Source organism: Janthinobacterium sp., from assembly GCF_009923995.1.
Taxonomy (GTDB): domain Bacteria; phylum Pseudomonadota; class Gammaproteobacteria; order Burkholderiales; family Burkholderiaceae_D; genus Janthinobacterium.
In genome coordinates this window covers 136,636-160,551 of sequence record NZ_RFSK01000001.1, presented here as the reverse complement: position 1 = coordinate 160,551, position 23,916 = coordinate 136,636, and the positions used below count along the sequence as shown (strand labels likewise).

The window sequence follows — 23,916 nt, the reverse complement described above, 5'->3', positions numbered from 1 at the left end:
CATCGCGGCGCAGGCGTCAGCCGTGCCGCTCGTCCGGTATCTCCAGCCCCCGCTGCCGCACATACTCCAGAAACAGCCGCGCCCCCTTGGCCATCCTCGAGGTGCCGTAGACGGCATGGATGCTGGGGTCCAGCTCCTTCGACGACGTCAACCGGTACGCCGTGCAGACCCTGCGTAAATTGCCGGCGGCGACGGCCGGTTCGGCCAGCCAGCTGGCCAGGCGCACGATGCCGGCGCCTTCCAGGGCCGCTTGAAACGTGGCGATGCCGGAGGTGAAGCGGAAGCGGGGCTGCACCTGGTAGCGCACGTTGCGTTCGCCGGAGACGAAGTGCCAGTCGCGCAGGATGCGGGGGGCCGAGTGCATGATGATGTCGTGGCCGGCCAGCTCTTCCGGTTCTTCGGGCGCGCCCATGCGCTCGATGTAGTCGGGCGAGGCGTACATATAGCGGCGGTAATTCCACAGGGGATAGCCGATCAGCTCGCTGGACTGGGGGAAGGCGCCGCGGATGGCGAAATCGAGCTTTTCCTGGATGGGGTCGATGGATTTGTCCGAGAAATGGATGTCCACCGACACGTTCGGGTAGTCGCGCGAAAATTGCGCCACCACTTTGGGCAGAAAGCCCAGGGACAGGATTTCCGGCGCCGAAAGGCGCACCCAGCCTTGCGGAGAATTGCTCAGTTCCGCCAGCTGGTCTTCCGCCTCGGCCTGCGTTTCCAGCAAGTGCTTGGCCGACGCGTAATACGTTTCGCCCGCCGTCGTCAGGGTGAACTGCTTTTGCGTGCGCAGGATCAGTTCGGCGCCGATGGCCTCTTCGAGGAACTGGATGGCGCGCGTGACGGCCGACGGTGAGCGCCCCAGCATGCGCGCCGCATGGATGAAGCTGCGCTTTTCCACGACGGTGCAGAAGGCGCGGATCTCCCACATCAGTTTCATCGACATCGCGTGACTCCCGGCAAAAGAGGCCAGTAGACCGCACGGGGCGCATTCCGTCAAGCGTTACGACTGATTGCGTTTTCCGCAATTTGAAGTTGCATCCGGAAAAATCCACGGCGCCTATACTGCCGCTGTCGCCCATTTTCCGCTGCTTATCATGCTGACCATCTCGCTGCTGTGTTTATTTGCCTTCTTTGCCGGCCTCATCGATGCTGCCGTGGGCGGGGGCGGGCTGATACAGCTGCCGGCCCTGTTCAACCTGATGCCGAACATGGCGTCGACGTCCTTGCTGGGGACCAATAAATTCGCTTCCGCCTGCGGCACCACGTTTGCCGCCCGTTCCTTCGTGGGCAAGGTGCACATCCCGTGGCTGCTGGTGCTGCCGGCCGTGGCCAGCGCCTTCGTCATGTCCTTCATCGGCGCGGCCGCCGTGTCCTACGTGCCGCAGCAGGTGGTGCGGCCCATGGTGCTGGTCTTGATCATCATCATGGCCATCTACACCTTCATCAAGAAGGATTTCGGCAGCATGCGCGAAGCGCGCCCCATCGGCCCCCGCGAGCGCATCCTCGCCATCGTCATCGGCGGCGCCATCGGCTTCTATGACGGCCTGTTCGGGCCGGGCACGGGCAGCTTTTTGATCTTCCTCTTCATCCGCGTCTTCGGCTTCGATTTCATCCTCGCTTCGGCCTGCTCGAAGCTGGTGAATATCGCCACCAACGTGGCCGCGCTGGCCTTCTTCATTCCCGCCGGCCACGTGGTCTACGCCGTGGCCGCACCCATGGCCGTGTGCAACATCCTCGGCGCCCTGACCGGCACCTGGATCGCCGTGCGCCGTGGCGCCGCCTTCGTGCGCATTTTGTTCCTCGTGCTGCTGGTGCTGCTGATCGTCAAGTTGTCCTACGACATTTTCTTCAAGTAAGTTTCTGAACGACAACAAGCCATGAAAACCATCCAGGGCGTGCTGTGGGACAACGATGGCGTGCTGGTCGATACCGAGCAGCTGTTTTATGAATGCAACCGCGACTTGCTCCTGCCCTATGGCATAGACCTGACGCCCAAGCAATTCTTTGACTGGTTCCTGGACAATAACTACGGCGCCTGGCATGTGCTGCTGGGGCAGGGACATGGCATCAAACTGGTGGACCGCCTGCGGGCCGAACGCAAGCAGCTGTTCGGCGCACGCCTGCGCCAGGCGCGCCGGCTGGCCATGCCCGGCATCGCGCCGGTGCTGGCGGCGCTGCGCCCGCACGTGGCCATGGGCGTCGTCACCAGTGCATATGCGCAGCACTTTGACATCAGCCATGCGGCCACGGGCTTGCTGCCGCACTTCGATTTCGTGCTGACGCGGGAAATGTACGGGGACAGCAAGCCGGCGCCCGACGGCTACCGGCTGGGCTTGCAGCGCCTGGGCCTGGACGCGGCCCACTGCGTGGCCGTGGAAGATTCGCCGCGCGGCTTGCGCGCCGCCAATGCGGCGGGGCTGGAATGCATCGTCCTGCGCAACCACATGAACCGCGGCTACGCCTTCGACGGCGCCTTTTGCGTGGTCGAATCCGTGGCGGAGCTGGGCGCCGTGCTGGCATCCTTCGTGCCCGGCATGGCGCCCGTGCGCGGGCAATTAGAGGCCTTCCTCTGATCCGTCTTGCCGGCCTGCCATTACAATTGCCTATCGCATTTACCGGCACGGCTCCACGATGACACTTCCGCAGCTGCACTTTGCCCACGCCAACAGTTATCCTGCCGGCACCTACCGCAAGCTGTTCGGCCTGCTGGGCCGGCACTACGCCGTGCAGGCGCTCGACATGCATGCGCACGACCCCGCCTATCCCGTCAGCACGGGCTGGCCCGAGCTGGTGCGCGAGTATATCGACGACCTGGAGCGCCGCTACAGCGCGCCCGTGATCCTCGTCGGCCATTCGCTGGGCGGCATGCTCAGCGTGATGGTGGCCAAGCAGCGGCCCGACCTGGTGCGCTGCGTGGTCCTGCTCGATTCGCCCGTGGTGGCGGGCTGGCGCGCCCTGCTGGTGCGCCTGGCGCGCAACACGGCGCTGGGCGAGCGCTACTCGCCCGCCCGCTTTTCCGCCCGGCGGCGCAAGCTGTGGCCCGACGCGCAGGCGGCGTATGAGCACTTTGCCGCCAAGGACATGTTCGCCATCTGGGCGCCGCAAGTCTTGCGCGACTACATCGCCAGCGGCCTGGCCCCTCATCCGGACGGGGTGCAGCTGCGCTTTACGCGCGAGGTGGAGACGGATGTCTACCGCAGCCTGCCGCACCACATCGGCGGCCTCGTCAAGGATGGCTTCCCCGTGCCTATCGGCTTCATCGGCGGCACGGCATCCGTGGAATGCCGCCAGGCGGGCCTGGCGGCCACGCGCAAGCTGGTCGGTCCGTTTTTCCGCCAGGTGCCCGGCGGTCATCTGTTTCCCATGGAAAACCCGGAACTGACGGCGCAAGTGGTGCAGGAGATGATCACTTCCTTGCTGGCGAAACACTAGCCGGCAAGCAATGATTTTCGCGTGGCAAGGGCCAAAGGTGGCGGTTTTTCGCGTAAAATCCTGCCATCCGGGCCGCGCCTGCGCCAGGCGCGCCGCCCCCGCCATTCCGATATTCTAGAAAGATACCCCTGCGATGACGATTAAAAGCGACAAATGGATACGCCGCATGGCGGAAACGACGGGCATGATCGAGCCGTTCGAACCGGGCCAGATCAAGGAACGCGACGGCAACCGCATCGTTTCCTACGGCACGTCCAGCTATGGCTATGACATCCGCTGCGCCGACGAGTTCAAGCTGTTCACCAACATCAATACCACCATCGTCGACCCGAAGGATTTCGACGCGAACAACTTCGTCGACGTGTCCGGCAAGGGCTATTGCATCATTCCGCCGAACTCGTTCGCGCTGGCCCGCACGGTGGAGTATTTCCGCATCCCCCGCAACGTGCTGACGATTTGCCTGGGCAAGAGCACCTACGCCCGCTGCGGCATCATCGTCAACGTCACCCCGTTCGAACCGGAATGGGAAGGCTATGTGACCCTGGAGTTTTCCAACACGACGCCGCTGCCGGCGAAAATCTACGCCAACGAAGGCGTGGCGCAAGTGCTGTTCTTCGAATCCGATGAAGTGTGCGAAACGTCGTACAAGGACCGCGGCGGCAAGTACCAGGGCCAGGTGGGCGTGACCCTGCCCAAGACCTGATGACGGCGCGCGGGGCAGGGCGCCAGCCGTGCCCCGCGCATGCCTTCAGCGCTGTCGCAGCAGCCACGCCTTCAGGGCGGCGGATGCCTGGTACAGGGGCACATGGCCGCGCAGCAGGATTTGCGCGCTGCGCCGGTAAGCCGCGCTGCCGATCGTGATGTCGCCTGCCGCGCCGGACTGGCGCGCCACGATGGTGGTGTCCAGGATGCCGGCAGGATTTTCTATGCCCAATGCGATTTCCGTCGCGTCGCGCCCCACGGGCGGCACGCCGCGCGCCAGCGCGTGCGCCACCGTGCCCGGGATCAGGCAGGCCGCCGCCAGGCAGCAGCCGCCCGAGACGGCCAGCGAGGCGTGCCCCGTCTGCGGCGTAAAGTAGCGCACAGCAATATTTCCCTCTCCTTCAGCCGGACCCACGATGCAGAATTTGGGGATGGTTTCGCTGCGTTCCAGCTCTTCCCGCGTCATCAGGCCGCCATCGCGCCGCCGCAAGCCCATCAGCAGTCCCGTCGCGCTCCACAGCTGGCGTATCTCCCGCATGAAGGCGGCGTCCGCTTGCAGTGCCGACACTGCCTCCTGCGCCGTCTTGCCGAACTGGCTGGCGCGGGCGATGACCATGGGCACGGCCACGTCCACGCAGGAGACGTCGTAGCCGAGTACCTGGTCTTGTGCATTGCCTGTTGGCAATAAATGCCCCGTCTTGGCGCCCACGGGGGCGTGCAGGAACAGGTCCACGCGGGGAAAGCTGCCCGGCACGCCGGGGATGGCGGCGGCCGCAAAGCTGCCGTCGGGCGCGCGTTCCATGCGCGAGGTGGTGAGCACGCCCGTATTCGTGTTGCGGATGTCGATGGCGTGCGTGCCGATGGCCAGCGCCTCGATCACGCCGCTGTCCAGGCCCCACAGCTGCAGGGCGGATGACATATTGCCGCAATTGACGCTCCAGTCGATGGCCGCATGGCCGCTCGCCAGCTGCGCCAGGGTGCTGACGAGGCGCGGCTGTCCCGCATGCTGCTCCACCTCGGCCAGGAAGACCTTGTTGCTGGTGGACGCGCCCCGTCCCAGTCCCGTGACCTGCCGGTTGCCGGGCAGCTCGCCGCTCTGGGGCACGCCCATCAGGTGGCGCAGCAATTCCTCGCGCAGGTCCTGATCGGCCGGCACGCTGGCCGCGTGCAGCACCAGGCCCGTCGACGTGCCGCCGCGCATGTGGTGGACGGGAAACTCGACCACGCCGCAGCGCTGGCGGGGAACGAGGTCGGGCAGGGCGGGCAGCAGTGGCGTGGTCATCGGTGGTCGCCATCGGGAGAGGGAGGGGCCAGTGTGCCAGTTTTTCGTGCCGGGATGCAAGCGCACGCGCGTCCCGCCATCTTTACCTGCCTTTACGTGGCTTTACATGCGCGGCACTGTGCCCGCGCCCGCGCCTGCCGTTAACCAAGGTATTGAAACAGACAGGAGGCATCATGGTAGCGGCAATCGGTTCCGGCGGCGCGGTCAGCGCGGCCAGCGGCAGTTCGGGCAGCAGTTCGCAGATCGCGGCGCTGCAAAAGCAGATCACGGCGGCACAGAAACAGTTAACGGAGTCGCAGAAGGGGGAGCAGACGGAGGCGTCGCAAAAGCTGCAGCAGCAGTTGGCGCAGCAGATCCAGGCCTTGCAGGCGCAAATTGCTCAGTTGCAAGCGGCTGCCGCGCAGCAGGCGGCGCAGCAGGATTCCCAGAAGGCCAGCAGCGCCGAGACGGCGACGAGTCCGGCCCGCTCCGCCTCGTCCACCCTGGGCAGCATCATCGATACGCAGGCATGAGGAGGGCAGGGCCAGGCCGGAAGGTCAGCCTGGCTGTGCCACGGGCAACAGCATTTCCACGCACAGGCCGCCGCCGTGGCGCAGGCTGGCGGTGATGCGCCCGCTATGGGCGCCGATCACGTGCTGGGCGATGGCCAGGCCCAGGCCATGGCCTTCCGTGCTGTGCTGGGTGTTGCTGGCGCGGAAGAAGGGCTGGAAAATGCTGGCCAGGTCGCCCGGCGGCACGCCCGGTCCCCGGTCCAGCACGGCAATGTGCAGTTGCCGGCCATCCTCCTGCAGGGCCATCTGCACCTGTACCGTGCCCGCATCCGGGCTGTGCTTGACGGCATTGCGCACGACGTTTTCCACGGCACGGGCCAGCAATTCGGGCTGGCCCGTGACGGTGGCGTCCAGGCTGGCCGCGTCGCCCGCCAGGTCGATGGCGATCTGGCGCGGCTCCGCCTCGTAGCGGGCATCGGCCACGATATCGTGCACGAGGTCGGCGATGCAGACGTCCTCGCTGTGCGGATGCAGGGCGCCCGCCTGCGCCGTGCCCGCTTCCAGCCGGGACAGGGTCAGCAGTTCACCGATGAGCTTATCCATGCGCTCGCTTTCGCGCTCGATGCGCTCCATCGAGGCGGCCATCCTGTCCGGCTGCTGGTGGGCCAGGCCGATGGCTGCCTGCAGGCGCGCCAATGGCGAGCGCAGCTCGTGCGAGACATCATGCAGCAGGCGCGTCTGGCTATCCATGAGATTGCGCAAGCGTCCCGTCATGCGGTCGAAGTCGCGACCCAGGTCCGTCAGCTCGTCGCCGCGCTTGCCGCTGGCGTGAAAGCGGGGTGCCAGGTTGCCGTGCGAGGCGGCCTCGAACGCCTGCCGCAAGTCGCGGATGGGGCGCGCGAAGTACCAGGCCAGCAGGAAGGCGAACAGCAGGCTGGCGGCGATGGCGGCGGCGACGGGAATGAAGGTGCGGTAGGGGCTGTCCATGCGCGGGCCGGGCGGCATGCCGCCCATCTCGCGCGGCGGACCGCGCTCGTAGCCGGGGCGCGGCGGCGCGTCGGCGGGATCGGCACGGGGGCCGCCGCCCATGGCGCGCGGACCGTTCAGGGTAACGGCATTGAGGGTGTCGCGCGCGGCGCCCGCCTCGGCATTGCGGAAGCGCTCGGAGGACGGCAGGAACAGCAGGTAGGCCGCGCCGTCGCTGCTGCGCGCTTCGCGCACCACGGCGTGGGGCGACGCTTGCGCCAGCAGCGCGCGCGCCTTGCCGAGGATGGCGGGATGGACCTTGCGCCCCATCAATTCGTGCCCCTGGGCATCGACGGCAAACACGCGCATGCGCTCCATCCTGCCGAGAAATTGCCGCAAGGCCTGGCTGCCGCCCGCTTCCAGGGTGGCGCTGGCCGCCTCGATGGCCATCTGAGCGGGCGGGCTGGTATCGATGTCCAGCGCCCGCTCCTGCTGCGCGGCGCGGTTCTTCAGCCAGAAAGTGCCGCCGATGCCGATGGTGGCTGTCACTTGCGCCAGCATGATGCACAGGAAAAATTTCCAGAACAATCGTCCCACGCTTATTCCTTGATCAGCTGGTAGCCGAGGCGGTACACCGTCTGCAGGCAGGAACGGCCATCGGCCAGGCTGCCCAGCTTGCGCCGCAGGCTGCTCAGGTGCACGTCGATGTTGCGGTCGAAGCGGGCCATGGGCCGCCCCAGTCCCAGTTCGGACAGCTGGTTCTTGCTGACGGGCTTGCCCGCATGGCGCACGAGCACTTCCAGCAGGTTGAATTCCGTGCTCGTCAGCTCCAGGTGCGCGCCGGCCCACGCTGCGCGGCGCTGTTCCGGCCACATCGTCAGCTGGCCCACGGCCAGCGGCGCGAGGCCCGCGCTGTCGTGCGGCGCCGCCTGCGCGCGGCGCAGGATGGCGCGGATGCGCGCCGTCAGCTCGCGCGGCGTGCACGGCTTGGTGACGTAGTCGTCGGCGCCCAGCTCCAGTCCCACGATGCGGTCCGTGTCGTCGCCGCGCGCCGTCAGCATCAGGATGGGCAGGTTGCTGCCGGCGCGGATGCGGCGCAGGGTTTCCAGGCCATTCATGCGCGGCATCATGACGTCGAGGATGGCGATGGCGTACAGGCCCGTCAGCGCTTCGGCCGCGCCGCTTTCGCCGTCATGCACGGCCTTGGCGTCGAAACCTTCCTGCGTCAGGTATTCCTGGAACATGCCGACCAGCTCGACATCGTCGTCTATTAACAAAACCTTGCTCATGCCTGTGCTTTTTCGCGTGGAGATCGCCCGATGATAGCAGCCAAAGGGGGGTGTTCAGCAGCGTTTTACCCGCTTTTACACAGTTTGCCCGGCCATTGCCCGTACGGCGCGCCCGCCCGCGCCCGCGCATGTTCACGCGCGCATTCCCGCTTACATTCCTTTACACGCTTTTACGCGGTCCTAACGTTGCTTTACATGCGCCACGCCGACAATCAGGGCTGTTCGCCACGAAAGGAAAGCCCCATGAAATACCTGAGTATTGCCGTATCCCTGCTGCTGTTGTCCGCCGCCAGCATGCCGCTCGTCGCCCTGGCCCAGCAGGCGCCGGCGCACGACGGCCCGCCGCCGCGCGCCCAGGAAGGCGGCCCGCCGGGCTGGGGCCATGGTCCCGGTCCCGGCGGCCCCGGCGCGCAAGGCTTGCCGCCTTTCCTGCGCGGCATCGCGCTGAGCGAAGCGCAGCAGGACAAGGTCTTTGCCGCCACCTACGCCCAGGCGCCGCTGCTGCGCGAGCAGCAAAAGATTGCCTTCAAGGCCGATGAGCAGCTGCACGCACTGGCCGCTTCCAGCGCCTACGACGATGCCAAGGCCAGCGCATTGGCGAACACGGCGGCACACGCCATGGCGCAGATCCGCTTGCTGCAGGCGCGGCTGGAGCAGCAATTGCTGGCCGTGCTGACGCCGGAGCAGCGCAAGCAGGCCGAGCAGCAGCGCGACAGCCGTCCCGGCCCGCGCCGTCCCCAATAAGCCAACCACAGGAGAGTGAGCATGACCATCAGTGCCTTGAGTTCCAGCAGCGCCGCCAGCCAGCTGAGCGCTTTCAGCCGTCTGGGCGGCAGCAGCAGTAGCGCCAGCACGGCCGGCACGGGCGCCGCGTCCGGCACGCGGCCGTCCAAGCCCGACGACGGCGCCTTGCTGGACGCCATTTCCAGCGCCCTGTCCTCGATCGGCGTGTCCGTGGACGCCAGCGACAGCGATACGGCAGCCGACGGCACCGCCGCCGCCAGCGGCAGCGACGCGGGCCAGGCGCTGGGCGCCTTCCTGCACCAGCTGATGGGCAGCCTGCATGCGCAAGGCGGCAGCGCCGGCGGCCAGGCGGAGGGCGGCGAAGGGCCTGCCGGACCGCCGCCGGGCGGCGGCGCGCGCGGCGCCGGCCCCGGCAATATCGAGTCGGATTTGCAGAGCCTGCTGCAAAAGCTGTCCGCCTCCAGTTCGGGCGGCACGGACGGCACGGACAGCGCCGACAGCAGCGTGACGGACCTGCAAGCCAGCTTCGCCAGCCTGATCAGCGCGCTGGGCGGCGATGACAGCAGCGGCAGCGGCAGTTCCAGCAGCAAATTGAGCAGTTTCCTGCAGGCGCTCTCGGGCAGCCTGGGCACGGCCAGCGCGGGCGGCAGCCTGTCCGCCAGCGGCAACCTGGTCAATACAACGGCCTGAACCATGGAACGCAAGCTCGCTCTTGTCGCCAGGAAAGCGCTCTCGGAACGGGCCACGCAAGCCCTGTTCCTGTGCGCCAGCCTGAGTCCGGCGCTGGCGGGCTTGCCCCACTTGATGGAGTATTTATGGACTTACATGATCACGGTCTGGCATCCGACCTCGAAATGATGCGCCAGCTGGCGGCCGAGCGGCGCCAGGTCCTGCGCTGGCTGCTGGCCGGCGCCGCCATGTTGCCCCTGGTCAGCTGCGGCGGCGGCGGTTCGGACGCCGGCGCCACGGCCAGCGGCAGCGGCGCGACAGCCGGCAGCGGCAGCACGGGCACGGTCACGACGCCGACGACGGGCGCCTGCACGGTGATCCCCGAGGAGACGGGCGGACCGTATCCGGCCGACGGCACGAACACGAACGGCGGCAGCATCGTCAACGTGCTGAACCAGTCGGGCGTCGTGCGCAGCGATATCCGCGCCAGTTTCAACGGCGCCACGGGCATGGCGGCCGGCGTGCCGCTGACTATTAAATTGCAACTGCTCAATGCCAGCGGCAGCTGCGCCGCCCTGGCCGGCTATGCCATCTACCTGTGGCATTGCGACCGCGACGGCCTGTATTCGCTGTATTCGAGCGGCGTGACGGGACAGAACTATCTGCGCGGCGTGCAGGAAACGGACAGTGCCGGCAACCTCGCCTTCACGACCATCTTTCCGGGCTGTTACGCGGGCCGCATGCCGCACGTGCATTTCGAGGTCTATCCCAGCGTCGCCAAGGCGGCCAGCGCCGCGAACCGCATCAAGACGTCGCAGTTCACGTTTCCGATGGCGACGCTGAACGAAGTCTATGCGGCCAGCGGCTACACGGCCAGCGTGCGCAACCTGGCGCAGATCAGCTATGCCACGGACAATGTCTTTGCCGATGGCACCAGCCTGCAGATGGCCACGGTGACGGGCAACGCCACGGATGGCTATGTCGTCACCCTGAGCGTGGCCGTCAACGGTTAAGTCGTTGTCATGAAACCCAGGTCGCGCCGGCCGAAGTTGCCGATATTCGGGAACACGTCGGCCAGCTGGCTGTCGGCCATGCCGAACCACCTGGCCAGGGTGGCGCCGTACTGGTCGACGGAGGTCGTCGGCAGCAGGGCGCCGGAGCCCACGTCCAGTTCGTGGCCCAGGCCCGACGCCGGGAAGGCGCCGTAGATGTCGCGGCCCTTCACGGCGCCGCCGACGACGAAGTGGTGCGCACCCCAGCCGTGGTCCGTGCCGTCGCCATTGCTGCTGAAGGTGCGGCCGAAGTCCGACGCCGTAAACGTCGTCACCTGGCGCCGCACGTCGGCCCCCTGCAGCGATGCCAGGGTGCTGTCGAAATACGCCAGCGCATGGGCCAGGCGGGCCATCAGGTCGCCATGCAGCACTTTTTGCCGGTCGTGCGTGTCGAAGCTGCCCAGGGTCACGTAAAACACTTGCCGTTTCGCCCCCAGGGGGCCGCGCCCGGCGATGATGCGCGCCACCGTCTGCAATTGCACGGCCAGGGGATTGACGCCGGCCACGCCCGTGTTCGGATTGACGTAGGGCGGGGGATTGGGCACGCCGCCCGCGCCGGCCGGCAGCATGGCGCTGCTGAGTACGCTCTGGCTGGCAATGGCACGCTGCACGACGGCCACGTGTTCCTGTTCCATCATGTCGCTGCCCGCCGTGCCGATGATGTCGCGCAAGGCGGTCACGCCCTGGGTCGTGCCGAACAGATAGCCGCCGCCGCTGATATTGCGGATCGGCACGGCGCCCGCCTGGCCGACCTGGAACTGGCGCACCTGGCGCCCGCTGAGGAAGAGGGCATTCGAGGCTGCCGAGATGGCCGTGAACGTGGCGTTGGCATTGCCGCCGCCGAGCAGGTCGCCCAGGCGTCCGCCCCAGCCGACGGTGGCGCCTTCGGGCAGGCCCGACTGCCATGTCGATTGCTGGTCGTTGTGCGAGAACAGCTTGGGCGGCAGCGCCACGCTGCCCGCCTTGTATTGCGCCAGGGTGGCGGGCTGGATCAGGGTGCCCACGTTGGCGACGATGGCGGCGCGGCCGCCGTCGAACAGGTCCTTCATGGGGCCGAGGGCGGGGTGCAGGGCGAAGCTGCGGCCCGCCTGCGCGGTGGCGGGTACGACGGGCAGCACGCCGCCCGTCTCGCCCACGCCGGGCAGGTGGATCGAGTCATTACCGCCCGTATTGCGCAGGCGCAGGTATTCCGTCCACGACGCGCTGTCCGTGGCCAGCACCGTATTGAAACTATCGTTGCCGCCGGCCAGGAACAGGCAGACGAGCGCCTTGTAGTCGTCGGCCGACTGGGCCGCGGCCTGGCCCATGGCCGCCAGGTTGAGGGCGAACGGGGCGGCCGCGCTGCCGGCCAGGCCCAGCATGGAGCCGAGGAAGCGGCGGCGGGAAAAGGGAGGAGTGATGGACATGCGGCTTCCTTATTTTTGAACCAGGTATTCAGGCGAGGCCATGGCCAGCAGGATGGCCAGGTGGACGCGGTAAGTCTTCATCGTGTTCACCTGGGCGGCATTGCCGGCCGTGGCGGCAGGGATGGGTATGCTGTCGACGGCGGCCAGGATCTGGCCGCGCAGCCGGGACGACATGTTGCCGCCCAGTAACAGCAAGTTGATGCGGTCCAGCAGGGCGCCGGACTGGTCCGCCAGGGCCAGTTCCGGCGTGTAGTCGGCGCGTACGGCGCGCTCTTCCGCCACGCCGCCGCTGATGGCATCCTGCATGAAATTCAGGTAGCCCGTGACGGACGGCTCCGACGTGATCTGCATTTCCGGCGCCACCAGTCCTGCCGTCGCCAGCGCCGAATTGGGCGGCACGTAGGAAGGGCGGAAGTAATTGAACACGGACGGGGCATTCATGGGACTCTGGCCCAGGCCCGCGAGGGGATCGCTCAGGTAATAGATGCGGTACTGCAAAGCGGCATCCTTGGCGTCGAAGGCGCGCATCCAGTTGGCCAGGCGCACCAGCGGTTCGCGCAATTTGCCCGTGCGCAAGCTGGTGCCCGCGGGCGCCAGCGCTTCGCGGTCCAGCAGCACGGCGCGGATCACGGCCTGCATGTCGCCCCGCACGCCCGAGCCATTGTCGGCGAAGGCGGCGGCCACCCGGCCCACGTAGGCCGGGCTGGGATTGCTGGTGACGAGGCGCTGGATCAGCTGGCGGCCGAAGAACGGTCCCGCGTTCGGGTGGTTGAACAGGGTGTCGAGGGCCAGCGCCATGTCCGCTTCGCCGCCCGCCGTGCCGGCGGTGCTGACGCCGAGAAAGCGTTTTTCGCTGGTGGAGTGAAACGCCGCATAGTTCTGCATCGGCTTCCAGTCGCGGTCCGGGTCGGCCACGCCGCCGTTGAAGCGGTTGGCGCCCTGGTCCGGGCCGGCCCAGCTCCAGCCCGTGAATACCTTCGCCAGGCCGCTCACGTCGTCGCGCGTATAGGTGTCGATGGGTTTGCCGCCGGACAGCTTCAGCGAGCCATCCCCGTTCAGCTGGTACAGGCCGATGGTGAACAGCTGCATGACTTCGCGGGCGAAATTCTCGTCGGGCGTGCGCGTCGCCGATTCCTTCTGGTTGCGCAGGTGCGACAGGTACAGGCCCATCATCGGATGGGTCGCCACGGCTTGCAGCAGGGTGCGGAAGTTGCCGAATGCATGTTGCCCCAGCGTATCGTAATAGCTGGCGACGCCCCGCGTCAGCGGCCACACGGCTTCATTTTGCGTGGAGACGACGAAAATCTCGGACAGGGCAAAGGCCACGCGCTGGCGCAGCTGGTCGTCGCCGCGCACGGCCTGCTGCCAGAACGACTCGTAAAAATCCGTGGGCACGGCCTTGCCCGGCGCCGTAGGGTATTTGGCGTCGATATATTTTCGGTGCAAGGTTTGCGGCTTGGAAAACTGGGCCTTGAACCACGCATCGCTGTCGCTGGCCGCCAGGGCATCGATGGCGGCCATGTTGGGGCCGAAGGTGGCCCGGCCCAGGAAGCGCGACGCTTCCTGGCGCGTGAAGGTGACGGCTTGCGCGACGGGCGGCGTGGTCAGGGGCGGCGGCGGAATGGTATCGCCGGGCGTGGTGCCAGGCGGGGTGACGGGCGTGCCGGGATCGCCGGGCGCGACGGTGGTTGGCGGCACGGCAGGGGTGTCCGGTTTCAGGCTGGTGCTGCTCTGGCTGTCGCCGCCGCCGCCGCAGGCGGACAGCAAGGCGGTCAGTGCCAGGGCCAGCACGCGACGCAAAATTGGGTGGGTCATTTAGTTTCTCTCAGGCAATCAAATTCTGGCCCGGTAATTGTAGAGCTTGCCTGCTGAAATTTCGTTTGCGATTCGATATTTGCATCTTGCCCACCTTTTCATTTGCCCGGCGTTGCCGTGACATTGGCGGTATTTTTCGCGACGTAGCGGGAACTTTTTATTTTGCAAATGAAAAATATTTTTTGCCGCAAGCGGCCAGTGTGGCGGATTGGCGACGTAATCATTCCCGCCAATTAAGCTTGTTGGAAAGCTCATCTTGACAACGAAATTCGCTTCGCCGGAAACCATGGTTTTTACGCCATCGGCGAAACGCCGTTCGCCTCCCGATGGCGGCTTCTCCCTGTCCTGCGCTGGCACGGCCCTTGCGATAGCAGGGCATGGGCCGCGTGCCTTCCTTTTGCCGGAGCCTGCCATGACCAGTCGCCTGCTTGCCTATCGTCCCGAAATGGAATTGCCCGAAGGACCGGGCACCCTGCCGCTGCAGCAGGAGGATGAACTGGCGCTGGCGGCGCAGCTGCTGGAAGTGCCGGCGCCGGCCCGCTTCGATGCGTTTCTCGGGCGCCAGCTGGCGGCCACGGCGGCCGGGCGGCAGCTGCGCGGCACGCCGCTGGAACTGCCGCTGCGCCAGCTGCTGAACCGGGCACTGGCGCCCCTGCTGCCCCTGCATGGGGACGGGGCGCAGGCACGGCGTCAGGGCGCGGCGCGCATCTTCGGCATGGAACTGGAAGGGTTGAGTCCGGAAGACCAGGAATTCGAGCTGGCGCGCCACTTCGTGCACCTGATCGATGCCGTCCATGCGGAGCTGGCGCAGAACGGCGCCGCGGGCGGCCTGGACGCGCGCGCGCCGAAGGCGCAGGTGGACACGGCCCTGCTGCGCGCGGCGCGCACCCTGGCGCCGGGCCTGCTGAGGCAGGCGGCGCGGATGCCGCCGCCGGACGGCGGCCGCTGGCGCCGCGAAGGGGGGCACATCGTCGTGCCCGACTGCTAGGGGGAGGGCGCCGTGCGGCGCGGCGGTGATAGTGGGGTGTCTATTGGAGATGTCAACCGAGGTGTCACTTTGAGGAGCTCATCATGCATGACATAGATCGTACGACCCTGGAATACGGGCAGGAGATGTCGGGTTTTGAAGCGGAACAGTTCGAATTCGGCCAAGGGGAGTGGAGCGGCGAGGGCGGCTCGAACGCCATGTTTTCCGAGGCCGAGGAAATGGAGCTGGCCAATGAACTGCTGTCGGTCAGCAATGAAGCGGAACTGGAGCAGTTTCTCGGCAATTTCCTGCGCAAGGCGGCTTCGGTGGCGGGCAGCATCATCAAGTCGCCCGTGGGGCAAGCCATCGGGGGCGTGCTCAAGGGCGTGGCGAAGAAGGCCATTCCCCTGGCCGGCGGCGCCATCGGGGGCTATTTCGGCGGTCCCCTGGGCGCCAAGATCGGCAGCGGCCTGGCCTCGGCGGCCGGCAATGCGCTGGGCCTGGAAGCGGAAGCGTCATCGAATGAAGACCGCGAATTCGAGGGCGCCCGGCAGTTCGTGCGCCTGGCCGCCGACACGGTCAACCGCGCCGCCCAGGCGCGCGGCAATGGCGACCCGCGTGCCATCGCCCAGGCGGCGGCCAGCGCGGCGGCGCGCCAGTTCGCGCCCGGCCTGCTGGGCCGTCCGGGCGGCCAGGTGGCGACGCAGAACGGCAGCGGCAGCGGCGCGGGTGCCATGGCCCCGGCCGGTGCGCGCCCCGCATCGGGCATGCGCCCGTCCAGCGGCCGCTGGGCGCGCCAGGGCCACAAGATCGTCCTGTACGGCGTCTGACATCATGGCCATCGGCGCTTACGCGGCCTGGATGCTGGCGCAGGAGGCGCGCTCGCTGCTGACGCGGCTGGCGCGGCTGGAACCGTTCGCGCTGATCGAGCCGACGGTGCTGGCGGCCGCCCTGATGCCCAGCGCCCAGTCGGCCATCGAAAGCCAGCTGGTGCAGGGCCGGCGCGAGCTGCGGCGCATGGTGGCGCACTTCCAGTCGTGGCTGCGGCGCGAGGCGGCCGACGGCGCCAGCATGGCCACGGCCGCCGAGGCGCAGCGCCGGTTTACCTTCCTGCGCCTGAAATTCAACGCCGCCCTGACCCAGTTCGACCTGTTCAACGAGGTCATCACGCAGCGCAGCGAGCACAAGACGGGCGTGTGGCTGGCCGGCCTCGACATCGTTGCCGCCGACGCGCTGGCGCTGCCCGGCGAGGTCTACCAGGCGCCGCCCGTGATCTGCTACCTGGACCGGGGGCCGGGCGCGGCCATCCGCCGCGCGCGCACGCGCCTGCCGGGCGGCGGCGACAATCCCGTCGCCATCATCCGCCTGCCGCGCGAGCGCATGATCGGCAGCGGCATCGCTTCCTCGCTGGTGCACGAGGTGGGCCACCAGGGCGCGGCGCTGCTGGACCTGGTGGCCTCGCTGCGGCCCGTGCTGCAAGCCATGCAGCACGGCGGCAGCGGCGCCGTGCACGTGTGGCAGCTGTGGGAGCGGTGGATATCCGAGATCGTCGCCGACTACTGGTCGCTGGCGCGGGTGGGGGTGGCGGCCACCCTGGGCCTGATGGGTGTCGTCAGCCTGCCGCGCGTGTTTGTCTTCCGCCTCAACGCGGACGATCCCCATCCCGTGCCGTGGCTGCGCGTGCGCCTCAGCTGCGCCATGGGGCAGGCCCTGTATCCGCACCCGCAGTGGCGCCGCCTGGAACAGCTGTGGCTGTCGTACTACCCGCCGGCTGGCTTGCCGCCAGCCCAGCAGAAGCTGCTGGCGCAGCTGCAGGCCAGCATGGCCGCCCTCGTGGGCTTGCTGGTGCAGCACCGCCCGCCCGCCTTGCGCGGCGGCTCGCTGGCCGAGGCCATGGCCGTGCAGGCGCGCCAGCCGGCCATGCTGGCGCAGCTGTTCCGCAGCTGGAGCCTGGCGCCTGGCCAGATGTACCAGGCCACGCCGACCCTCGTGTTTGCCGTGCTGGGCCAGGCGCGCGCCAGCGGCACCCTGAGTCCGGAAGACGAGAGCGAGCTGCTGGGACGCTTGCTGAGCCACTGGGCCTTGCGCAGCACCCTGGACACGTCCGAACTGTGCGCCGATGTCGTGCGGCATGGCCGCCAGCCCGGCAGGAGCCTGCCGTCCCTGGCATCGCGTTTGATTATCCATTGAGGAGAGTGACATGAGCAGCAAGAACAGGGTGGCGGGCCAGGCTGGCCCGAAAAACCGGGGCGGCAGCATCGCCGTCACCGTGCACGAGCAGGACAGCGGGACGGTGGTGGCGAACGCCGCCATCAGCCTGTACCGGGGCGCTGAAGCCGATTGCCACAATTTCAACGCCGTCAACTGGGTCCCCGATCCGGCCATGCTGGTGGGCGTGCGCTGGACCGATGCCCATGGCGGCACCGTGTTTGCCGACCTGGCGACGGGCAGCTACGTGGGCGTGTACGGCAACTTCCCGTCCACCTCGCCCCAGTGCGTGACGGTGCAGTCCGGCTGCAGCGCCGTGCTGTGCTTCAAGCCCCAGCTCAATCCGCAGGTGGGGCTGGTGTTCGAGACGGCCGACTGCCATCCCAGCGACTGCCAGTTCGGCAGGGTGGGCGACCGCGCCATCGCCACCGTTTCGTTTGACGGCGACCAGACGGCCGACGGGCGCGACCTGGTGCAGGTGCTGGCCGCGGCGCCGTGGGTGCCCGTGCGCGGCACGGCGAACGCCTTTAGCGCGCCCGTGCGGCGCGCCGGCATGCACCGCTTCGCGGGCCAGATGATGCTGTCCCAGCGCCCGGAACTGCGCAGCGCCATGCCCGTGCCCGAAGGCCTCAGTCCGCACGCCATGCTGGCCGTGGAGGCGGAATACGAATCGGAAGAGCGCCTGCCCACGCCCATCTCGGGCAATGTGGGCGTCTCGCTGACGCGCACGGAAACGGAGCCGACCGAGGACTTGCCCCTGTGGACCCTGATACGCAACAGTACCGAGGCCATGTCGTTTACGAATTACCTGCATTTCATGGACAGCCTGTTTTGCGGCGACCTGGCCAATGTGCGCGGTTTCGAGCAGGAGCGTTTCGTGAAAAAGGCCGACATGTTCCAGCACCTCAAGCACCGCCGCGCGCTGCCGTTCTCGGACTCCGATTCCTACCGCGTGCTGAAAGTGGCGACGGAAGCGTTCGTGATGGTCAATTGCGGCGTGCTGAACCAGCCTCTGGCCTTCAATCCGGCGGAGGACAATGCCTACCTGGACCGGCGCGACATTCCCCAGGGGCGCGACCTGGAAACCGTGCTGCGCAACGACTACCTGGAAAACGTCGACGGCTTCCAGACCTTGCCCTACCTGGCCGTGATCCGCCGCAAGCTGCCCGACATTCCCATCAGCATACCGCGCGGCCGGGAAGGCGAGGTGGACCTGTGTTTTGGCATCATCCAGGAAAAGCTGGCCAATCCTTGCCTGCTGGAACTGATCTGGTCGTACTGGCACGAGGAGGGCATGCTGGTGCAGACCATGAACGCCATCACGCAGCGCTTCCAGAACCTGCGCGCGCCCGGCGGCGGCCTCGATCCCCTGTCGAATACGGAAATCGACATGCTGCGCCCCCTGAACAACTTGCTGTGGGGCTATACACAGGACGAGCAGCACCGGCTCACCGTGGTGCGCCGCAACTACGAGTACGACCACCATTACGGCGTGCGCCTCGACGGCAAGGCGGTGCAGCACTTCCGGCCGGCCGACAGCCGCTCGAAATTCCTGGAAGCCTTCCACCATCTGCTGCGCCTGCTCACCTCCTTTTACAAGCAGGACGACGACACGACCGTGAAGGCGGACGCCTTTCCCGTGCTGAATGCCCTGAAGGAAATCCACCTGATCCTGTCGCAGGGCGCGCACAACCAGTTCGGCGACCTGCCGTCGACGGCGCGCATCGAAATGCTGATGCAGCAATGGATGCTGGCGCGGCCCGAGTTCCGCGAATTCTTGCCCACGCGCGTGATGGTGGCGTATCCGGAACCGTGGATGGACCGTGTTGATGCCATGAAGAAACTGCAAGGCTGGACGGACACGAGCGTGATGCACTTCCGCAACCTGGCCATCTTCGGCGAACAGCTGCTGCTGTCCGTGCGCTACGGCAACTGGAGCGATATCTACGAACCGACGCAGGCGTTCAACTGGGCGCGCTTCTGGCGTCCGCAGGTGCAGGGCTATATCCACGGCTACCGCGCCGCCACGGGGGTGGATTTGTCCATCGACAGCAGCGACCCGGCCATCGAATCGACCATGCCATCGGTGCTGCTGCGCCAGCGCCTGAGCCAGCAGTTGCGCAGCGTCTAGCAAGGGGAGGAGGCGCCTGCATGCTGGACTTTAGCAGTGCCCTGTACCTGGGCATGCGCCATGCGGCAGCCGAGCTGGCGCCGTGGAGCAGCCTGACCCTGGGCAAGCCGGCCGCGCTGCAGGAGCCGCCGGGCGCGCAGGCGCTGGCGGCGCAACTTGCCGCATTGCAGGGTTGCGCCGCGGCCTGCGTGCTGCCGTCGACCCTGCACCTGTTCTGGGACCTGTTCGGCATGCTCGCTGCCGAACCGCTGGTGATACTCATCGATGGCGGCAGCTACGCCATCGCCCGCTGGGGCGCCGAGCGGGCGCGGGCGCTGGGCCTGCCCCTGCGCCTGTTTCCCAGCGGCGACGTGCCGGCCCTGCGACAGCTGGTGGCCGCCTGGCGCGGGCGGGGGCGGCGCCCCCTTGTTCTGGCCGATGGCTACGTGCCGGGCAGCGAGCAGGCCCTGCCGCTGGCGGCCTACGCGGCGCTGGCGGCGCAGGGCGGCGGCTATCTGCTGCTCGACGATACGCAGGTGCTGGGCGTATCGGGGCCGCAGGGAGGCGGTTCGGCGCGCCTGCATGGCTTGCGTGGCGGCTGGGACGGGCAGGGCGGGCAGCTGATCGTCGGCGCCTCGCTGGCCAAGGGCTTTGGCGTGCCCCTGGCCGTGCTGGCGGGCAGTGCCAGCCTGCTGCGGCGTTTCGCGGCGCACAGCCAGACGCGCGTGCATGCCAGCCCGCCTTCGGCGGCCGTGCTGGCCGCGGCGCGGCGGGCGCTGGCCCTCAATGCGCGGCATGGCGATGCCTTGCGGGCCAGCCTGGCAGCGCGGGTGGCGCAGTGGCGGGCGGGCATGGCGGCGGCCGGCATCGCTTGCCGGGGCGGCGCCTTCCCCGTGCAGCGCCTGCCGGGCTGTGCCCCCTTGCAGCAAGGCTTGCGCGCGGCCGGCGTGCTGGCGCTGGCGCAAGCGGGGGGGCAGGCGGGGACATTGACGTTTTTGCTGCGGGCCGACCATACGCCCGGGCAACTGGAGCAGGCGATGGGCTTGCTGGAACATCACATCAGGAGGCGACATGAACGACACCTTTGAATTGCTGCCCTTCGTGGGGCAGGGGGCGGGGGAATACGCGCCGGAGCAGGAATGGGAACAGGAGTGGCAAGGGGAAGACGAGGGCGAGTGGGAAGGCGAGCGCTGGCGTCCGGGCGGGCCGCGCTGTCCCATGCCGCCCCGCTACCAGGCCCACCAGGCGCGCCGGCCGCCGCGCTACGCGCCCCATCCCTTGCCCTACCTGCCGCCCCGCTACCGGGGCTGGGGCGCCTATCCCGCCATCTACCCCGGCATCTACGCGGCCCCCTATCCCCTGGCGCAGCCGCCGTTTGGCGACCAGCCGGAGCCGGGACCGGACCAGGGCCAGGATCAAGGCCAGGACCAGGGGCAGGACCAGGATGACGGCCAGATGCAGGGCGAAGTCCCGCCCACCCTGGCCGGTACCATGGGCCGCGTGCCGGAAGCGGCGGCCTTGAACTATCTGGCGCTGGGGACGCTGGCCAGCGCCTTGCGCGATCCGAACGGCACCGGGCCGGGCCTGTACCTGATCGAATTCGATGCGGGCGGACGCCGCCGCGCCTACAGCGGGCAGACGGACGATCTGCACCGGAGATTGCTGCAGCACCGCCTGTGCGGCCAGATGATGGGCATAGACCTGAGCGGGCACCAGGTGTACGTGGCGCCGCTGGCGTCGGCGGCGCAGCGGCGCCGCATCGAGCAGCGCATCCACGACGACATGTTCGCCCACCAGCGCGGCGTGCTGACCAACCAGCGGCGCGAGCTGGAACTGGCCGTGCTGGGCGAGATGTGGCACTGACGAGTCGGCCCGTTCATCACTGCGAAGGAGAGCATCATGCACCAACTGGAATGCACGTGCGCGCAATGCCGGCAGCGGGCCGGCGCCGCGTTTGAAGTGCTGGATTTCGGCGAGACCTGGCCCGGCAAGGACAGCGCACCGGCCCTGTTCAGTGCGCAGGAAGAGCTGCAGCTGGCCATGGAATTGCTGGAAGTATCGAGCGAGGAAGAACTCGAGCAATTCCTTGGCAATGTCTTCAGGAGCGTGTGGAAGGGTGTCAAGAAAGTGGGCTCGGGCCTCGCCAAGGTGGCCCAGCCCCTGGGCGGCGCCTTGAAGGCCGTGGCGAAGACGGCCCTGCCGTTCGTCGGCGGGGCGCTGGGCTCGATGATCCCCATCCCGGGCGTGGGCACGGCGCTGGGCACGGCCCTGGGGCGTGCGGCCAGCAGCGCGCTGGAACTGGAAATGGCGGCTGGGCCAGCGGCGGACCGCGAACTGGACATGGCACGCCGCTTCGTGCGCATTGCGGGACAGGCGGCGCGCCTGGCGGCCGAGGGCGACGGCAGCCCGCGCGCCGTGGAAAGCGCGCTGACGCGTGCCCTGCACCAGCAGCTGCCGCATTTCCGCTCGGCAGCGCCGCAGGGCGAGGAGGAGAGCGGGCGCTGGCGCCGGCGCGGCAACCGCATCGTCGTGATGGGCGACTGGACGTAAGCGCCAGCGGGGCATGGCATGGGACCCGTCATCGACTGTCACTGCCACGCGGGGCCCGGCGACGGCCTGGGCGGGCCGTGGGACAGCGATGCGCCGCTGGCGGCCTATCTGCGCCGCGCGCAGGCGGCCGGCATCGCCCGCAGCGTGCTGTTCGCCACCTTTCACTCCGATTACGCCATCGCCAATCACGGCGTGGCACGCCTGGTGGCGTCCGATCCGCGGCGTTTCTACGGCTTTGCCTTCGTGCATGCGCGGCGCGACCGGGGCCGCATCCTGGACCTGGTGCGCACGGCCGTCGAGCGCTACGGCTTTGTCGGCATCAAGGCGCACCGCTTTGACGCACGCATCAGCGGCGAAGTGTGCGAGGCGGCGCGCTTCTTCGGCTTACCCGTGCTGTACGACCCGATGGGCGAGGTGGCCGTGGCCGAGCTGCTGGCGCAGCAGTATCCTGACGTCAACTTCATCCTGCCCCACCTGGGCAGCTTCGGCGACGACTGGGCGGCCCAGCTGGCACTGATCGACCACCTGGTGCGCCACCCGAACATCCATACGGACAGCGCCGGCGTGCGCCGCTTCGATTTGCTGGAGCAGGCCGTGCGGCGGGCCGGAGCGCACAAGCTGCTGTTCGGCTCGGACGGCCCGTGGCTGCATCCTGGCCTGGAATTGCACAAGATACGCTTGCTGGGATTGCCGGCCGCCGACGCGGCCCTCGTCCTGGGGGAGAATTTCCTGCGCCTGGCCAGGCTGGCTTGAGATGGATCAAGGGGCGGCTGGCGCGGCCGGTGCCGCCGCCTGCGCGGCAGCGGCTGCCTGCGCCGCGCAGGCGGCCGCCTTGCGGCGTATCTGCAGGGCGCGGTCCGTCACGCCCAGGCGGGCGGCGGCGCGCTGGTTGTTGCCGTGTTCCTCGGCCAGCACGAGGCCGATGGCCACGTCCGCGGTGCAGCGCGTGATGTGCGACAGGTGCAGGCCCAGGTGCAGGGCCCGCCGCACGGCCGCTTCGAAATGCTGGTCGGGCCAGCCCGGCGCCAGCAGGCGCTCCTCGGGCGGCAGGGCGCCGATGGTGATGGGGCCGGGACCGCAATGGCGGTGCCAGATGCGCGTGACGGTCTGGCGCAGCTCGCGCACATTGCCCGGATAGTCGCGCAGCAGCAGGTATTCGCGCACGGCCGCGTCGAGCGGGGGCGGCGGCTGCTGTGCCAGTTCGGCGAGGAAATAACGGGCCAGCGGCAGGATGTCGTCCTGGCGCTCGCGCAGGGGCGGCGTCTGGCAGCGCCAGCCCGCGATGCGGTAATACAGGTCGGCGCGAAAGGCGCCGCGCGCCACTTCGCCTTCCAGTTCGCGGTTGGTGGCGCAGACGAGGCGGAATTGCGTCGGCTGCCAGGTATTGCCGCCCACGCGCTTGTACTTGCGCTCCTGGATGGCGCGCAGCAGCTGCGCCTGCAGCGGCAGCGGCAGTTCGCCCACCTCGTCGAGGAACAGCACGCCGCCGTCGGCCAGGGCGAAGGCGCCGTCGCGCGCGCCGGCCGCGCCCGTGAACGCGCCCCGTTCATGGCCGAACAGTTCGCTGCCGGCCAGTTCCGGGGACAGGGTGGCGCAATCGAGGATGGTGAAGCCTCCCGTGCAGTTGCCGAGACGGTGGATCAGTTGCGCCAGCAAGTCCTTGCCCGTGCCCGTTTCCCCCGTGATCAGCACGGAAGCCTGGCTGAAGGCGGCCATTTCCACGACGCGGTGCAGCAAGCCGCGCCAGGCCGCGCTGTCGCCCACCAGGTGCCGGCGCACGGCGTTCGATTCCAGCAGCTGCGCCACCGTCTGCCAGCGCCGCAGTCGCGCCAGGACCTGCTCCGCATCGATGGCGCCCTCCGTCCACGGCAGCACGTCGAGGGCGCCCGCCGCCAGCACGGCGCGTTGCTGCGCGCAGCTCGGCGGCTGGCCGCAGGCGGCGATGGCCAGCACGCGCGCCTGCCGGCAGCAGGCGGGCAGCGCCCGCAACAGGGCCGCGTCGGCCTGCGCAAACAGGACGATGCCAAGGCTGGCAGGCTCGTCATCGCCATCGCCACGCCGCACCATCGTGACCTGAGCCTGCTTCAAGGCCGCAAGCAGCAGGGCGCCACTGCCGGCCGCCGCCTGCTGCATGATTTCCAGCCACACCTTGAGCGCCATATGCGGGCCATCCCCCTACGCGAGTGGCCCATCTTAAAAGCCCGCCACCCCAGCCATTTGATCTGGCACAAGCGTG

At 68.2% G+C, this 23,916-nt stretch carries 25 protein-coding genes; 17 read left to right on the top strand and 8 right to left on the bottom strand.

The window, feature by feature from the left end:
- Positions 1–16 precede the first annotated feature (16 nt).
- Complete coding sequence (locus EBS11_RS00790; protein WP_290599779.1) at positions 17–940, bottom strand: LysR family transcriptional regulator; 924 nt, start codon at positions 938–940, stop codon at positions 17–19.
- A 151-nt stretch (positions 941–1,091) separates the two neighbouring features.
- Between EBS11_RS00790 and EBS11_RS00785 the strand changes: the two genes are divergently transcribed.
- From EBS11_RS00785 to dcd, 4 genes are all read left to right on the top strand, one after another.
- Positions 1,092–1,853, top strand: coding sequence for a TSUP family transporter (locus EBS11_RS00785; protein WP_290599778.1), 762 nt, complete (start codon positions 1,092–1,094; stop codon positions 1,851–1,853).
- Between the two features lie 21 nt (positions 1,854–1,874).
- Positions 1,875–2,570: an HAD family phosphatase gene (locus EBS11_RS00780; protein WP_290599777.1), complete on the top strand. Its 696-nt coding sequence runs from the start codon at positions 1,875–1,877 to the stop codon at positions 2,568–2,570.
- 58 nt (positions 2,571–2,628) lie between these two features.
- Positions 2,629–3,429: an alpha/beta hydrolase gene (locus EBS11_RS00775; RefSeq protein WP_290599776.1), complete on the top strand. Its 801-nt coding sequence runs from the start codon at positions 2,629–2,631 to the stop codon at positions 3,427–3,429.
- A 133-nt stretch (positions 3,430–3,562) separates the two neighbouring features.
- On the top strand, positions 3,563–4,132 hold the full coding sequence (gene dcd / locus EBS11_RS00770; RefSeq protein ID WP_152258440.1) for a dCTP deaminase: 570 nt from the start codon (positions 3,563–3,565) through the stop codon (positions 4,130–4,132).
- Between the two features lie 45 nt (positions 4,133–4,177).
- On the opposite strand, the gene EBS11_RS00765 is transcribed toward dcd, so the two are convergent.
- Positions 4,178–5,413 carry a PrpF domain-containing protein gene (locus tag EBS11_RS00765; RefSeq protein ID WP_290599775.1) on the bottom strand — a complete coding sequence of 412 codons (1,236 nt, stop codon included), beginning with the start codon at positions 5,411–5,413 and terminating at the stop codon, positions 4,178–4,180.
- 173 nt (positions 5,414–5,586) lie between these two features.
- Here EBS11_RS00765 and EBS11_RS00760 point away from each other — a divergent pair, with 173 nt between their 5' ends.
- The gene (locus EBS11_RS00760) at positions 5,587–5,925 is read left to right on the top strand and encodes a FlxA-like family protein (protein WP_290599774.1); all 339 of its coding nucleotides are present in this window, start codon (positions 5,587–5,589) and stop codon (positions 5,923–5,925) included.
- Positions 5,926–5,949: 24 nt separating this feature from the next.
- On the opposite strand, the gene EBS11_RS00755 is transcribed toward EBS11_RS00760, so the two are convergent.
- Positions 5,950–7,467, bottom strand: coding sequence for an ATP-binding protein (locus EBS11_RS00755; protein WP_290599773.1), 1,518 nt, complete (start codon positions 7,465–7,467; stop codon positions 5,950–5,952).
- Between the two features lie 2 nt (positions 7,468–7,469).
- Positions 7,470–8,159: a response regulator transcription factor gene (locus tag EBS11_RS00750; RefSeq protein ID WP_290599772.1), complete on the bottom strand. Its 690-nt coding sequence runs from the start codon at positions 8,157–8,159 to the stop codon at positions 7,470–7,472.
- Between the two features lie 243 nt (positions 8,160–8,402).
- Between EBS11_RS00750 and EBS11_RS00745 the strand changes: the two genes are divergently transcribed.
- Genes EBS11_RS00745 through EBS11_RS00730 form a run of 4 tightly spaced genes read left to right on the top strand, consistent with a single transcriptional unit; the run spans position 8,403 to position 10,585 of the window.
- Positions 8,403–8,903: a Spy/CpxP family protein refolding chaperone gene (locus EBS11_RS00745; protein WP_290599771.1), complete on the top strand. Its 501-nt coding sequence runs from the start codon at positions 8,403–8,405 to the stop codon at positions 8,901–8,903.
- 21 nt (positions 8,904–8,924) lie between these two features.
- Positions 8,925–9,593, top strand: a complete 669-nt coding sequence (locus EBS11_RS00740; RefSeq protein WP_290599770.1) for a hypothetical protein — start codon at positions 8,925–8,927, stop codon at positions 9,591–9,593.
- Positions 9,594–9,596: 3 nt separating this feature from the next.
- The gene (locus tag EBS11_RS00735; protein WP_290599769.1) at positions 9,597–9,761 is read left to right on the top strand and encodes a hypothetical protein; all 165 of its coding nucleotides are present in this window, start codon (positions 9,597–9,599) and stop codon (positions 9,759–9,761) included.
- Positions 9,719–10,585, top strand: a complete 867-nt coding sequence (locus EBS11_RS00730; RefSeq protein ID WP_290599768.1) for an intradiol ring-cleavage dioxygenase — start codon at positions 9,719–9,721, stop codon at positions 10,583–10,585. Before EBS11_RS00735 ends, EBS11_RS00730 begins: the two co-directional genes overlap by 43 nt.
- On the opposite strand, the gene EBS11_RS00725 is transcribed toward EBS11_RS00730, so the two are convergent.
- From EBS11_RS00725 to EBS11_RS00715, 3 genes are read right to left on the bottom strand one after another with little or no spacing between them, the layout of a single operon-like run.
- On the bottom strand, positions 10,582–12,030 hold the full coding sequence (locus EBS11_RS00725; protein WP_290599767.1) for a DUF1501 domain-containing protein: 1,449 nt from the start codon (positions 12,028–12,030) through the stop codon (positions 10,582–10,584). The two genes, EBS11_RS00730 and EBS11_RS00725, sit on opposite strands and share 4 nt — an antisense overlap.
- Before the next feature lie 9 nt (positions 12,031–12,039).
- Positions 12,040–13,845: a DUF1800 domain-containing protein gene (locus EBS11_RS00720; protein WP_290599766.1), complete on the bottom strand. Its 1,806-nt coding sequence runs from the start codon at positions 13,843–13,845 to the stop codon at positions 12,040–12,042.
- An 18-nt stretch (positions 13,846–13,863) separates the two neighbouring features.
- Positions 13,864–14,259: a hypothetical protein gene (locus tag EBS11_RS00715; protein WP_290599765.1), complete on the bottom strand. Its 396-nt coding sequence runs from the start codon at positions 14,257–14,259 to the stop codon at positions 13,864–13,866.
- On the opposite strand from EBS11_RS00715, the gene EBS11_RS00710 reads away from it, so the two are divergent.
- The 8 genes from EBS11_RS00710 (at position 14,258) to EBS11_RS00675 (ending at position 22,433) form a co-directional block, all read left to right on the top strand.
- Positions 14,258–14,833 (top strand): hypothetical protein, encoded by a 576-nt coding sequence (locus EBS11_RS00710; RefSeq protein WP_290599764.1) that lies wholly within the window; start codon positions 14,258–14,260, stop codon positions 14,831–14,833. The genes EBS11_RS00715 and EBS11_RS00710 overlap by 2 nt on opposite strands.
- An 83-nt stretch (positions 14,834–14,916) precedes the next feature.
- Positions 14,917–15,642: a hypothetical protein gene (locus EBS11_RS00705; RefSeq protein WP_290599763.1), complete on the top strand. Its 726-nt coding sequence runs from the start codon at positions 14,917–14,919 to the stop codon at positions 15,640–15,642.
- 4 nt (positions 15,643–15,646) lie between these two features.
- Positions 15,647–17,002: a hypothetical protein gene (locus tag EBS11_RS00700; protein ID WP_290599762.1), complete on the top strand. Its 1,356-nt coding sequence runs from the start codon at positions 15,647–15,649 to the stop codon at positions 17,000–17,002.
- 10 nt (positions 17,003–17,012) lie between these two features.
- Positions 17,013–19,151, top strand: a complete 2,139-nt coding sequence (locus EBS11_RS00695) for an 8-amino-7-oxononanoate synthase (RefSeq protein ID WP_290599761.1) — start codon at positions 17,013–17,015, stop codon at positions 19,149–19,151.
- Positions 19,152–19,171: 20 nt separating this feature from the next.
- Positions 19,172–20,218 carry an aminotransferase class I/II-fold pyridoxal phosphate-dependent enzyme gene (locus EBS11_RS00690; protein WP_290599760.1) on the top strand — a complete coding sequence of 349 codons (1,047 nt, stop codon included), beginning with the start codon at positions 19,172–19,174 and terminating at the stop codon, positions 20,216–20,218.
- Complete coding sequence (locus tag EBS11_RS00685) at positions 20,202–20,993, top strand: hypothetical protein (RefSeq protein WP_290599759.1); 792 nt, start codon at positions 20,202–20,204, stop codon at positions 20,991–20,993. Before EBS11_RS00690 ends, EBS11_RS00685 begins: the two co-directional genes overlap by 17 nt.
- Positions 20,994–21,029: 36 nt before the next feature.
- Entirely contained in the window at positions 21,030–21,680 is a 651-nt protein-coding gene (locus EBS11_RS00680; RefSeq protein WP_290599758.1) for a hypothetical protein, read from the top strand.
- An 18-nt stretch (positions 21,681–21,698) separates the two neighbouring features.
- Positions 21,699–22,433 (top strand): amidohydrolase family protein, encoded by a 735-nt coding sequence (locus EBS11_RS00675; protein ID WP_290599757.1) that lies wholly within the window; start codon positions 21,699–21,701, stop codon positions 22,431–22,433.
- A 6-nt stretch (positions 22,434–22,439) separates the two neighbouring features.
- Here EBS11_RS00675 and EBS11_RS00670 read toward each other — a convergent pair whose 3' ends face one another.
- On the bottom strand, positions 22,440–23,840 hold the full coding sequence (locus tag EBS11_RS00670; RefSeq protein WP_290599756.1) for a sigma 54-interacting transcriptional regulator: 1,401 nt from the start codon (positions 23,838–23,840) through the stop codon (positions 22,440–22,442).
- Positions 23,841–23,916 lie beyond the last annotated feature (76 nt).